The following is an 11,916-nucleotide window of genomic DNA, read 5'->3' as shown; positions in this document are numbered from 1 at the left end:
GGGTCCGGTACGGGCGACGGCGGGGCCGGTGCTCACGCGGAGGCCGCCGAGGAGAGGTCCGACAGGGAGCGGGACACCGCCAGCGCCGAGGCGAACGCGGCCACCAGCGTCGGGTGGTAGACGAGGTCGAACACCGCCTCCGGGTCGCCCTGCGGCATCTCCAGCAGCGCCGGCATCGCTCCGTCGGGCTGCTGCGCCGCGGCGAAGCCGTCCCAGGCCGCCGCGTCGAGCGTCGGTTCGGGCAGGCAGGCGTCGACGACCAGCAGCTCGCCGAGGAGGTCCCAGCGCTTGAGGTCGAGCCAGTCGTCCAGCCAGACCGGGAGCCAGAGCGCCAGGTAGTCGGCGATCGCGGGCGGAAGGCCCTCGGGGGACTGGCCCCAGTCGGTGAGGTGGAAGACGGTGTGGGTGATGCCGTAGCCGATGTGGCCCTCGACGGTCCACGGCTCCGGACGTCCGGCGAGCCAGGTCCGCCGGAACGCCTCGTCCTCCGGGAGGCTCGCCGCCAGCCCGAAGCGGCGCTCGACCGTGGAGATGCCGAGGCGCCGGGTCGGCTGCACCTCCAGCCGGCTCCAGCTGCCCAGCCGGTGGTTGAGGCGGACGGCCGCTTCGAGGCCCTGGTGCTGGTACCCGAGTTCCTTGAACGGCAGGTACACCTCCATCGGCGCCGGGGAGAGCGGCTCGCGGCGCTGGCCCTCCAGCAGGCGGTGGCCGGAGTCCAGCAGCTCGTGCCAGGCGAAGTCGAGGAGGGAGCGGGCGAGGGCGGCCTGCTCCGATCCGGCGACGCCCTCACGGAAGATCACCTTGCTGATGAGCGCCAGTTCGCCGAGGGGCTGGAACCGGTCCAGCAGGCCGGCCTCGGGGGAGGGGTCGTCCTCCAGCCGGAACCCGTCCCGGTGGGCGTGCAGCCACTTCAGGGCCTTCGCGCCCACCTCGTGGATCTGCTGGATACCGCTCATGCGGGCTGTTTCCTTCCGGATGTGGTGGTGACGGCGGCCGGGATCGAGTCCGCCGCGGTGCTCTCCTCCAGCCGGGCGACCGTGAGCGACGCGGCGAAGGCGGTCACCAGCGTGGAGTGGTAGCAGGCCAGGAACGGGTACGGCTCCCCGTCGCCCGGAACCGCGTCCTCCGGGAGCGCCACCGGCGGGCCGGTCTCGGGGAGGGAACCGCCCGGGTGCTGGACCCGGGCGAGCACCGGCCAGGCCGCCGCGAACAGCTCGACCGGCGGCGGGCCGGGCAGGCCCGCGCCGACCGCGAGCAGTTCGCCGGTGAGGTCCCACTGGTGGCTCTCCAGGCAGCCGTCCACCCAGGGCGGCAGCCAGGTCCGCAGATAGCCGTCGAGATCGGCCGGCATCCGCTCGGGGGCGGTGCTCCAGTCGGTCACGTGGTAGGCCGCGTGGGTCAGCGAGTAGCCGGAGGAGCGCTCCAGCATCCACGGCTCGCAGAGCCCGCCCAGCCAGGTGCGGCGCAGGACCTCCTCGGCGTCCGCGTGCGGGGCGACGCCCACCCGGCGCTCCGAGTTGATCAGCCCCAGCTGGCGGTTGGCGTGCTGTTCGGTGTGGGCCCAACCACGGGTGGTGGCGATCCGCCGGGCGAGGCGCTCGAAGCCCTCGTGGCGGAGCCCGTGACCGGCGAAGGCCGCGTAGATCTCGAACGGGTACGCGGCGAACGGCTCGGAGCGCAGGAGCTCCAGCAGCAGTTCGCCGTGGCGGGTCTGCTCCCACGCGAAGGCGATCAGCCGCCCGGCCGTGGCGTGCGCCGGGTCGGCGGGGGCGATGACCCGCTGGGCGGTGCCGCACAGCTGGGCCAGCTCGCCGAGCGGCTTGAGGGTGTGGTCGACCTTGGTGTGCGGCTCCAGCACGTCCTCGGGCAGGACGAAGCCGGTGAGGTGGTCCTCGGCCCAGGTCAGTGCGCGGTCGCGTACCCCGCGCACCTCGTGCGTGAGGCCGGCGGGCACCTCGGACACGGCAGGCACGTCGGACCCGGCAGGCACGTCGGAGCCGGAGGACGCGGCGGGACGGTGTGCCGCCGCGTCCCCGTGTCCCGCCGCGTTCCGACCGCCGGGGTGGTCCGCCGTCACCTGCCCCGCTCCTCGATCATCAGCCGGGCAGCGCGGACGTTCAGGGCCACCCGGGGGTCCTGGCCGCCCATCAGCTCGACGAAGTCGAGCCCCCGGCCGAGACCGAGCGTCGGCGGTTCCCCGCCCAGGGCCGCCAGCCAGCGGCCGGTGCCCGACGCCTGGAGCCAGTCGCGGCGGCGCACCGCGCGGACGAACCCGCGCGCGAGGTCGGTCACCCGGCCCCGGGCGATCCGCGCGACGGAAGACGCCGCCGCCGGGACGGCGAGCGGCGCGAGGAGGGAGACCTGGTGCGACAACGCCTGCCACGGCGCGTCGTCCAGGCCGGCGACGCCCGGTTCGTCCAGAGCCGGTACGCCGACCGTCAGGGGTCCGTTGGTGGAGGGGGCCACCCGGTGCAGGGTGGAGAGCATCGCCCAGTGGCTCCAGGCGGTGGAGGGGGAGGCGTCGGGGCGGGGCGGGAAGTCCCGTACCGCGCGGTGGAAGACCGCCACGTCGCCGGGGTGCGGGCTCTGTCCGTACAGCACGCTCGGCAGCAGCAGGTCGGCTCCGATGACCCGTACAGCGGCGATGCCCGTTCTGTCGTCCTCGTGGATTCCGGCCGCGCCGCACACCGTGGCGAGGTGGCCCCCGCTCCTAAGAGCGAGGACCACCTCGTTCGCCAGGTCGTGCACCGCGTCCGAGAGCCGGGACGAAGCGCTTGACTGGTTCATCGGTGAAGGGTCAGCCCTTCTTCGGCCGCGGGGTGGGCGGCGAAAGGAGGAGGAACGAGCCGCCACCGAGGAGCGCCAGGTACGCGCACTCGCGCGAGTCCCGGTGCAGGCCCTCGACCTCGCCCGGGTTGAGCGCGGCCTCCAGGTCCTTGTCCAGGTCGGTCGTCGTGGTGGGGGTGATTTCGGTGTGCATGAGCGTTCCCGTTCTGTTCTGTGGAAAAGCCGGGGTGTGTACTTGCGTACAGATTGAGTGAAAACCAGATAAGCGAACCGCGCAAACCGGACATGCTGTTTTGTCATTGTGCGGAATTCAATTGAATGCTCAATTCACTCTGCAACCCGTGAATGCGCCCTGGGTGCGCCCCCTGTCGACCCTTTGCCCGCAGGGATTCACGCCGCTGATCCAGGCGGACGGGAACCCGGCGCGCGGAGGTGCGGACGCCGGGAAATGCGCCCCCCGACCGTGTGAATGGGCGGTGCGCGCCCGCGCGTCCCCAACGGCTGGTTTCCGTCGGGGTGCCCTCGCACCATGCGCGGGCCAAGGGCTCACCAAGGAGTCCAAGAACGCATCAACACTGGTCCTGAGCCGGTGCGATTCACATGCGGCGGGTGTGCACTTGGAGGTGGAAACACTCGGAGCGGCTTGTCCTGCGGACAAGAGGAGCAAGTATGAGTGAGATCGCGGTGAACACGGTCCACGAGGCCTATGCCTTCGCCTGCATGCGATGCGGGCACGGCTGGGAGCAGGCCTACGAAATAGAGCACCACGTCGACGGGGCCGGAAACACCTTCGTGGTCTACAAGGCCGACGGGGAACGGGTCCCCTCTCCTCTGTCGACACCGACCTGCACGAACTGCGGCGGTCACGTGGTCCGCATCATGCGCTCGGGGCGGGTCTCCCTCGTACAGCAGCTGCTGCGGGGCACCCCGCGGCAGAAGCCCGCCGCCCTGGCCGGGGTCACCACCGCCGGCACGGCCGCCGGACCGGACGACGACGAGCGGGTGGCCGCCGTGGCCGTACCGGCGGGTGCCGGAGCCGCCCGCCACTGGCACCTGACCGACCTGTTCCACCCCTTCCAGCGCCGCTGACCCGGCCTCCCGACGGAAGAGCGCCCGCCCGTGTCCCCGGACCCCGGGCGGGCGCCCCCGCGTCCGGCGCTCCTCGTACGATCAAGGGCATGAGCCGCACCGAAGCGCCGCCGCTGCCCGAACCCCTGCGGGTTCCGGTCGCCGATTCGCACACCCACCTGGACATGCAGGACGGCACCGTCGAGGAGGCCCTCGCACGGGCCGCCGCCGTCAACGTCACCACCGTCGTCCAGGTCGGCTGCGACCTCGCCGGGTCCCGCTGGGCCGCCGAGACGGCCGCCGCCCACCCCCGGGTGCACGCTTCGGTCGCCCTCCACCCCAACGAGGCCCCGCGCATCGTCCACGGCGACCCCGACGGGCACACCCGCGAAGGGGTACGCGCGCCGGGCGGCCGGGCCGCGCTGGACGAGGCGCTCGCGGAGATCGACGCGCTCGCCGCCCTCGCCCACGTACGCGGCGTCGGCGAGACCGGCCTCGACCACTTCCGCACCGGGCCCGAGGGCCGCGCCGCCCAGGAGGAGTCCTTCCGGGCGCACATCGAGATCGCCAAGCGGCACGGCAAGGCCCTGGTCATCCACGACCGCGACGCCCACGCCGACGTGCTGCGGGTCCTCGCCGAGGTGGGCGCCCCGGACCGTACGGTCTTCCACTGCTACTCCGGCGACGCCGAGATGGCCCGGATCTGCGCGCGGGCCGGCTACTTCATGTCCTTCGCCGGCAACGTCACCTTCAAGAACGCCCAGCCGCTGCGGGACGCCCTCGCCGTCGCCCCCGCCGAACTGGTGCTGGTCGAGACCGACGCCCCCTTCCTCACCCCGGCTCCCTACCGGGGCCGCCCCAACGCCCCCTACCTCATCCCCGTCACACTGCGCGCGATGGCCGAGGTCAAGGGCGTCGACGAGGACACCCTCGCCGCGACCGTCGATGCCAACACGGCGCGGGCTTTCGACTACTGAGCGTAGACATGATGTGCGTTGCGTACGCGATGAACTTCGCCCGTACGCTTAGTGGGTGAGCAGCACAGAGCCCGACGCCCTCCTGGGCCCCGCAGACATCCGCGAACTGGCGGCGGCGCTGGGCGTACGCCCGACCAAGCAGCGCGGCCAGAACTTCGTCATCGACGCCAACACGGTCCGCAGGATCGTGCGCACCGCCGAGGTGCGGCCCGACGACGTCGTCGTCGAGGTCGGGCCGGGGCTCGGTTCGCTGACCCTGGCGCTGCTGGAGGCGGCCGACCGGGTCGTGGCCGTGGAGATCGACGACGTACTCGCCGCCGCGCTGCCCGCCACCGTCGCCGCCCGGATGCCCGGCCGCGCCGACCGCTTCGCCCTCGTCCACTCCGACGCGATGCTGGTCACCGAGCTGCCGGGCCCCGCGCCCACCGCGCTCGTCGCCAACCTCCCGTACAACGTCGCCGTGCCGGTGCTGCTCACCATGCTGGAGCGCTTCCCGAGCATCGAGCGGACGCTCGTCATGGTCCAGTCCGAGGTCGCCGACCGGCTCGCCGCCCGTCCCGGCAACAAGGTCTACGGCGTGCCGTCCGTGAAGGCCAACTGGTACGCCGACGTGAAGCGCGCCGGAGCCATCGGCCGCAAGGTCTTCTGGCCCGCGCCCAACGTCGACTCCGGGCTCGTCTCGCTGGTCCGGCGGGAGAAGCCGGTCGCCACCACCGCGAGCCGCACCGAGGTCTTCGCCGTCGTCGACGCCGCCTTCGCCCAGCGCCGCAAGACGCTGCGCGCCGCGCTCTCCGGCTGGGCGGGCTCCGCGCCCGCTGCCGAAGCCGCGCTGGTCGCCGCCGGAATCTCCCCGCAGGCCCGGGGCGAGGCGCTCACGGTCGAGGAGTTCGCCGCCATCGCCGAGAACAAGCCGGAGCTCCCCGTATGACCGACAGCGTCACCGCGACCGAGAGCCCGAGCACGGCCGCAAGCGTCACCGTCCGCGTACCGGCCAAGGTCAACGTCCAGCTCGCGGTGGGCGCCGCCCGCCCCGACGGCTTCCACGACCTGGCCAACGTCTTCCTCGCGGTCGGCCTCTACGACGAGGTCACCGCGACCCCCGCCGACGAGCTGGCGATCACCTGCTCCGGCCCGGACGCCGCCCAGGTGCCGCTGGACCGCGGCAACCTCGCCGCCCGCGCCGCCCTCGCGCTGGCCGGGCGGTACGGCATCGAGCCCGCCGTCCACCTCCACATCGCCAAGGACATCCCCGTCGCCGGCGGCATGGCCGGAGGCAGCGCCGACGGCGCCGCCGCCCTCCTCGCCTGCGACGCGCTCTGGTCCACCGGCGCCTCCCGCGAAGAGCTGCTGGAGATCTGCGCCGAACTCGGCAGCGACGTCCCCTTCAACCTGATCGGCGGCGCCGCCCTCGGCACCGGGCGCGGCGAACTCCTCACCCCGCTGACGACCGGCGGCACCTTCCGCTGGGTCTTCGCCGTCGCCGACGGCGGACTCTCCACCCCGGTCGTGTTCGGCGAGTTCGACCGGCTCACCGCCGGTACGGACGTCCCCGAGCCCACCGCGGCCCCGGCCCTGCTCGACGCCCTGGCCTCCGGCGACCCGGTCGCCCTGGCGAAGACCCTGAGCAACGACCTCCAGGCCGCCGCGCTCTCGCTGCGCCCCTCGCTCGCCGCGACCCTGGCCGCCGGAACCGACGCCGGAGCCCTCGCCGCCCTGGTCTCCGGCTCCGGCCCGACCACCGCGTTCCTCGTCCCCGACGAGGCCACCGCCCACCGGGTCGCCGCCGCCCTGACCGCCTCCGGCACCTGCCGCACGGCACGGGTCGCGGTCTCCCCGGCGCCGGGGGCGACGGTGGTCTGAGGAGGTCGGCCCCGCGTCGCCCGCGCACGTCGCGGACTCCCCGGTCCGCGCCGTGATGCCGGCCGAACCGCCGCTCCCGGCCTGACGGGGGCCGCGCGGCGCAGGCGGAGGGCATGGGCGGGCGGGGCGTACCGGCCCGGGCCCGGTAGGGGACCTCGCTCGGCCCGGCCTCGGCGAGGTCGACCGGTGTGAGACGCCCGCCCCGGAGCCGTCCCGCCTCAGCCCGCCCGCAGGCTCGACTTCGCCAGCTCGTACGCCGGGAGCATCTGCTCGTGCTCCTCGGTGTCCAGGCCGCCGAGGTGGACGACGACCGGGCCCTGCGCGGTGGGGACGAGGAAGGCGCGTTCCTTCTTCGTCTCGTCCAGGGCCTCGACGGTCACCGTGTAGGTGGCCTCGGCCCCGGCGACCGTGCCGGCCTCGATGTCCGTGTAGGTGGCGTCCGAGGCGCCCTCCTCGGCCGTCACGAACGCCTTGAGCTGCTCGCGCGGGGACGCGGAGGACTTCTCGCCCCGCCACACCCGCAGGTAGCCGATGTTCCCGGCCGGCTTCGCGTCGATCTCGCAGACCATGGTCATCGGACCCTGCTCGGCCAGGGCGGCGAGTTCGGGGACGGTGGTGACGTCGACGGCCTCGGGCGTCCACTCGGCGGCCAGGTCGAAGGTGACCGGCAGTTCGCAGGCGGAACCGGCGGCGCCGATGCTGCCGGCCTTGGCGGCGGGCTTCGCGGCGGGGTCGCTGTCCGTGCCGGTCGGTGTGGCGGAGGCGGTGGCCGAGGCCGCTGCGGCTTTCCCGCCGTCTTCCGCGCCGTCCGTACCGCAGCCGGACAGGGCGCAGAGCGCCGCTGTCACCGCCACCGCCGCCAGTACCGCCGGGACCCGGCGCCGTGCCGTCGTGCCTGCCATGACGTTCCCACCCCTGAGACGTTCCCGTCCGGGAGTCGCCCCCGGAAGATCGCCGCACGCTACCGCATCCGCGCGGCGACTACCCTGGGAAGTCGATCCATCCCCTGGGCAGGAGTGAAATGGCCGTCAATCTGGTCAATGTCGAGCAGGTAAGCAAGGTGTACGGCACCCGTGCGCTGCTCGACGGTGTGTCTCTCGGCGTCTCGGAGGGAGACCGGATCGGTGTCGTCGGCCGCAACGGCGACGGCAAGACGACCCTCATCCGGATGCTCGCCAAGCTGGAGGAGGCGGACTCCGGGCGGGTCACCCACCTCGGCGGGCTGCGCGCGGGTGTCCTCACCCAGCACGACTCCCTCGACCCGCGGGCGACGATCCGGCACGAGGTCATCGGTGACCTCGCCGATCACGAGTGGGCGGGCAGCGCCAAGATCCGTGACGTGCTGACCGGGCTCTTCGGCGGTCTCGCGCTGCCGGGCTTCGAGCACGGCCTGGACACCGTCATCGCCCCGCTCTCCGGTGGTGAGCGCCGGCGCATCGCGCTCGCCAAACTGCTCATCGCGGACCAGGACCTGATCGTCCTCGACGAGCCCACCAACCACCTCGACGTCGAGGGCATCTCCTGGCTCGCCGGACACCTGCGGGCCCGCCGCTCCGCGCTCGTCTGCGTGACCCACGACCGGTGGTTCCTCGACCAGGTCTGCACCCGCATGTGGGACGTGCAGCGCGGCACCGTCCACGAGTACGAGGGCGGCTACAGCGACTACGTCTTCGCCCGCGCCGAACGTGAGCGGATCGCCGCGACCGAGGAGTCCAAGCGGCAGAACCTCATGCGCAAGGAGCTGGCCTGGCTGCGGCGCGGCGCCCCCGCCCGTACCTCCAAGCCGCGCTACCGCATCGAGGCGGCCAACGAGCTGATCGCCGACGTGCCGCCGCCGCGCGACACCAGCGAGCTGATGAAGTTCGCCAACGCGCGCCTCGGCAAGACCGTCTTCGACCTGGAGGACGTGACCGTCCAGGCAGGTCCCAAGACGCTGCTCGAACACCTCACCTGGCAGCTCGGCCCCGGTGACCGCGTCGGTCTCGTCGGCGTGAACGGCGCGGGCAAGACCTCGCTGCTGCGCTCGCTCGCCGAGGCGTGCCGGAGCCAGGGCGACGTCCAGCCGGCCGGCGGGAAGATCGTCGTCGGCAAGACCGTCCGGCTCGCCTACCTCTCCCAGGAGGTGCACGAGCTCAAGCCCACCCTCCGGGTGCTGGAGGCCGTGCAGCAGGTCCGTGACCGGGTGGATCTCGGCAAGGGCCGCGAGATGACGGCGGGGCAGCTGTGCGAGCAGTTCGGCTTCACCAAGGAGAAGCAGTGGACGCCGGTCGGCGACCTCTCCGGTGGTGAGCGGCGCCGGCTCCAGATCCTGCGTCTGCTGATGGACGAGCCGAACGTCCTCTTCCTCGACGAGCCCACCAACGACCTGGACATCGAGACCCTCACGCAGCTGGAGGACCTCCTCGACGGCTGGCCCGGCTCCATGATCGTGATCTCCCACGACCGGTTCTTCATCGAGCGCACCACCGACAAGGTGATGGCGCTGCTCGGCGACCGCGCGCTGCGGATGCTGCCGCGCGGCATCGACGAGTACATCGAGCGCCGGCAGCGGATGGAGGAGTCGGCCACCCCGTCCGCCGCCCCCGCCGCGGCCAAGGAGTCCGCCGCGCCGGTCAACGCCCTCTCGGCGCAGGAATCGCGTGCCGCGAAGAAGGAGTTGCAGAAGGTCGAGCGCCAGCTCGGCAAGCTCTCGGACCGGGAGACCAAACTGCACGCCCAGATCGCGGAGAACGCCACCGACTTCGGGAAGGTCGCCAAGCTCGACGCGGAGCTGCGCGAACTGGTCACCGAGCGCGACGAGTTGGAGATGCGCTGGCTGGAGCTGGCCGAGGAGGCGTAGGCGCTGCGGACGGACCCCGGGCCCGGCCGCGTCCGGGGTCCGGGGTTCGTCCCGTTCCGTACGGGGCTGTTCAGGCAAAGCGGTCGATTCCGGTGGTCGAGGTCGGGGTTCCGGGTGACTCGGCCACCCGCACTCATGTGTGACTGTGCGTCGGCCGATGCCGGTGCCCGGGTTTCGGCAGGCGCGTAACGGCGGCATCACGGCCCGGTTCTCCCTTGGGCACAGGGGGTGGACCGATCCGGTGCGCGTGGTGGTGCGGGTGGTACAAAGAAGCCCCGCCAGACTGTCGCGACGCCGCGGTAGCCATGCCCGTTCCGCTCCATTCCGGGGAGTTCCGGAGGTACGTCGCACGACGTCTTCCGGTCACCGCGGGACCGCGGGGGAGGCCGGAACGGGCACCGGACCGCACGAAGGGGGACGTGCTGATGACCCAGCCGCCCAGCCAGCAACCGCCGCAGGGGGGCTCGGGGACTCCGCAGGAGCCGCCGTCCGGGTCGCCCCGCCGGCCGGTGACACCACCGCCCCCGTCCGCCCCGCCCGCACCTCCCGCGCAGCCCCCGGCACCCGGCGCTCCGGCGTACGGTTACCCGGCCGCGCCCGGCCCGTACGGCCAGCAGCCCCCGGCCGCCGGGACCCCCGGCTACGGCTACCCGCAGGCCCCCGGCCCGTACGGCCCGCCGCAGCCAGGCCCGTACGCCGAGCAGCCGCAGCCGGGTCCGTACGGGCAGCAGCCCGGCCCGTACGGCTCCCCGCAGCCGGGTCCGTACGGTCAGCAGCCCGGCCCGTACGGTTCCCCGCAGCCGGGTCCGTACGGCCAGCAGGCGGCCGGCGCCTACGGGCAGCCGCAGTCGGGCCCGAACGGGCAGCAGGGCTACCCGGGTTACCCCGCGCCGCCCGGCCCTCCGCCCCTCGCTCCCTCCCCCTCCTCCGGGCGCGGGTTCTTCCGCGGCCGGACCGGGGTGATCGTGGCGGCGGCCGTCGCGGTGGTGGTCGTGGCGGCCGTCGGTGTGGGCTTCGCCGTCAGCGGGGACGACCCCGGCGGGAAGCCGGTCGCCCAGGAGAGTTCGGACGGGAAGGACAAGTCCGGCCCCACCGCCTCGCCCTCGGGCGACGGGAACGACGAGGGCCGCGACACCGACGACGACCTGAACGCCGGGCGCAAGGCCGGTGAGGCGAAGATCCTCTGGATGAAGGACAACGACCTGAAGCTGCCGCGTGACGGCGCCACGGTCCGCGGTCCCTGGGTCGTCGGTGACACGCTGGTCAAGGCCGCCTACCGCGGCATATCCGGTTACTCGCTCGACACCGGCGACGAGAAGTGGACGGTCGGGTTCGACACCGACATCTGCGCCGGGTCCGTCAACGCCACCGCGGACGGCAAGGTCGTCCTCGGGCTCCTGGACGGTACCGGCGACCGGGCGGACTGCGCCGAGATCCAGCAGGTCGACCTCACGACGGGCAAGGCGGGCTGGAAGAAGACGATCCAGCCGAACGGCATCTGGGACCTGCTGACCGACATCGGTCTGGCGATCAGCGGCGACACCGTGACGGTCGGCCGTTCCGGCGGTACCAACGCCTTCCGGGTCAGCGACGGGAAGGAGCTGTTCGGTTCGACGACCGACAAGTGCAAGCCCGTCGCCTACGCGGGCGGTCCGAAGCTCATCGCCGCGGTCAACTGCACCACGGACGACCCGGAGAACCCGCAGCAGCAGATCCAGCAGCTCGACCCGGCCACCGGCAAGGCCCGCTGGACGTACCAGCCGGAACGCGGCTGGGAGGTCGACCGGGTGTACTCGGTCGACCCGCTCGTCGTGGCGCTGACCAACGAGAAGAAGAAGTCGTGGGGCGTCCTCGCCCTCAAGGACGACGGCACCCTCCGCTCCACGCTGAAGGGTGACGCGTCGGACAAGTTCGCCCCGGACTGCGGCGGCACGCTGCAGATCTTCGGCAAGACCCTGGACAACTGCGCCGGAGTCGCGGCGGACGCCGACACCTTCTACATGGCGACCCAGGCGACCAGCACCACGGACCGCACCAACACGGTGGTCGCCTTCGACCTCGACTCCGGCAAGACCAAGTGGAAGTCGGCCGCCCCGGCCGGCCGGCTCATGCAGCCGATGCGGATGGACGGCGCCAACCTGGTCGTCCGTCTGGAGGCCACCTACGAAGCCGGTGGCGCCATCGCCTCCGTCGCACCGACCGGAGGGGCCCCGAAGATCCTGCTCCAGCACCCGGCGTCCACGGCGCTCACCGAGGAGTCCATCTTCGGCGGCAAGTTCATCTGGCTGGACGGGCGTTCCATCATCGTCGCCGACCGGCTCACCGAGGCCAACAACCGGGGCGACGACCGCGAGACGGCGATGATCGCGTTCGGCGAGTGACACG

11 protein-coding genes are annotated in these 11,916 nt (G+C 72.9%); 6 read left to right on the top strand and 5 right to left on the bottom strand.

The genetic code is table 11. From position 1 onward, the window contains the following. Positions 1-32 precede the first annotated feature (32 nt). From OHT52_RS11000 to OHT52_RS10985, 4 genes are all read right to left on the bottom strand, one after another. The gene (locus OHT52_RS11000; protein WP_328719960.1) at positions 33-956 is read right to left on the bottom strand and encodes a DUF6895 family protein; all 924 of its coding nucleotides are present in this window, start codon (positions 954-956) and stop codon (positions 33-35) included. Further along, positions 953-1,963: a DUF6895 family protein gene (locus OHT52_RS10995; protein ID WP_328719959.1), complete on the bottom strand. Its 1,011-nt coding sequence runs from the start codon at positions 1,961-1,963 to the stop codon at positions 953-955. Before OHT52_RS10995 ends, OHT52_RS11000 begins: the two co-directional genes overlap by 4 nt. 110 nt (positions 1,964-2,073) lie before the next feature. After that, positions 2,074-2,787: a hypothetical protein gene (locus OHT52_RS10990; protein WP_328719958.1), complete on the bottom strand. Its 714-nt coding sequence runs from the start codon at positions 2,785-2,787 to the stop codon at positions 2,074-2,076. Between the two features lie 10 nt (positions 2,788-2,797). Beyond that, complete coding sequence (locus OHT52_RS10985; protein WP_328719957.1) at positions 2,798-2,980, bottom strand: hypothetical protein; 183 nt, start codon at positions 2,978-2,980, stop codon at positions 2,798-2,800. 476 nt (positions 2,981-3,456) lie between these two features. Here OHT52_RS10985 and OHT52_RS10980 point away from each other — a divergent pair, with 476 nt between their 5' ends. From OHT52_RS10980 to OHT52_RS10965, 4 genes are all read left to right on the top strand, one after another. After that, on the top strand, positions 3,457-3,876 hold the full coding sequence (locus OHT52_RS10980; RefSeq protein WP_328719956.1) for a hypothetical protein: 420 nt from the start codon (positions 3,457-3,459) through the stop codon (positions 3,874-3,876). An 89-nt stretch (positions 3,877-3,965) separates the two neighbouring features. Next, a complete protein-coding gene (locus tag OHT52_RS10975; RefSeq protein WP_328719955.1) occupies positions 3,966-4,832 on the top strand; it encodes a TatD family hydrolase in 867 nt (288 codons plus the stop codon). Between the two features lie 55 nt (positions 4,833-4,887). Further along, on the top strand, positions 4,888-5,760 hold the full coding sequence (rsmA, locus tag OHT52_RS10970; RefSeq protein ID WP_328719954.1) for a 16S rRNA (adenine(1518)-N(6)/adenine(1519)-N(6))-dimethyltransferase RsmA: 873 nt from the start codon (positions 4,888-4,890) through the stop codon (positions 5,758-5,760). Beyond that, entirely contained in the window at positions 5,757-6,692 is a 936-nt protein-coding gene (locus tag OHT52_RS10965) for a 4-(cytidine 5'-diphospho)-2-C-methyl-D-erythritol kinase (protein WP_328719953.1), read from the top strand. The genes rsmA and OHT52_RS10965 overlap by 4 nt, the downstream gene beginning before the upstream one ends. Before the next feature lie 218 nt (positions 6,693-6,910). On the opposite strand, the gene OHT52_RS10960 is transcribed toward OHT52_RS10965, so the two are convergent. Next, on the bottom strand, positions 6,911-7,594 hold the full coding sequence (locus OHT52_RS10960; protein ID WP_328719952.1) for a lipoprotein: 684 nt from the start codon (positions 7,592-7,594) through the stop codon (positions 6,911-6,913). A gap of 119 nt (positions 7,595-7,713) precedes the next feature. On the opposite strand from OHT52_RS10960, the gene OHT52_RS10955 reads away from it, so the two are divergent. Beyond that, on the top strand, positions 7,714-9,531 hold the full coding sequence (locus tag OHT52_RS10955; RefSeq protein WP_328719951.1) for an ABC-F family ATP-binding cassette domain-containing protein: 1,818 nt from the start codon (positions 7,714-7,716) through the stop codon (positions 9,529-9,531). A 425-nt stretch (positions 9,532-9,956) separates the two neighbouring features. Further along, positions 9,957-11,912, top strand: a complete 1,956-nt coding sequence (locus OHT52_RS10950) for a PQQ-binding-like beta-propeller repeat protein (RefSeq protein WP_328719950.1) — start codon at positions 9,957-9,959, stop codon at positions 11,910-11,912. Positions 11,913-11,916: the final 4 nt, after the last annotated feature.

The organism is Streptomyces sp. NBC_00247 (genome assembly GCF_036188265.1).
Lineage (GTDB): Bacteria > Actinomycetota > Actinomycetes > Streptomycetales > Streptomycetaceae > Streptomyces.
This window is presented reverse-complemented; position numbering and strand designations above follow the sequence as displayed.

Excerpts from the sequence above, each read along its gene's own strand:
- OHT52_RS10990 (WP_328719958.1), bottom strand. The coding sequence starts at position 2,787 with ATGAACCAGTCAAGCGCTTCGTCCCGGCTCTCGGACGCGGTGCACGAC.
- OHT52_RS10955 (WP_328719951.1), top strand. The coding sequence starts at position 7,714 with ATGGCCGTCAATCTGGTCAATGTCGAGCAGGTAAGCAAGGTGTACGGC.
- OHT52_RS10985 (WP_328719957.1), bottom strand. The coding sequence starts at position 2,980 with ATGCACACCGAAATCACCCCCACCACGACGACCGACCTGGACAAGGAC.
- OHT52_RS10965 (WP_328719953.1), top strand. The coding sequence starts at position 5,757 with ATGACCGACAGCGTCACCGCGACCGAGAGCCCGAGCACGGCCGCAAGC.
- OHT52_RS10950 (WP_328719950.1), top strand. The coding sequence starts at position 9,957 with ATGACCCAGCCGCCCAGCCAGCAACCGCCGCAGGGGGGCTCGGGGACT.
- OHT52_RS10960 (WP_328719952.1), bottom strand. The coding sequence starts at position 7,594 with ATGGCAGGCACGACGGCACGGCGCCGGGTCCCGGCGGTACTGGCGGCG.
- OHT52_RS10980 (WP_328719956.1), top strand. The coding sequence starts at position 3,457 with ATGAGTGAGATCGCGGTGAACACGGTCCACGAGGCCTATGCCTTCGCC.
- OHT52_RS10975 (WP_328719955.1), top strand. The coding sequence starts at position 3,966 with ATGAGCCGCACCGAAGCGCCGCCGCTGCCCGAACCCCTGCGGGTTCCG.
- OHT52_RS11000 (WP_328719960.1), bottom strand. The coding sequence starts at position 956 with ATGAGCGGTATCCAGCAGATCCACGAGGTGGGCGCGAAGGCCCTGAAG.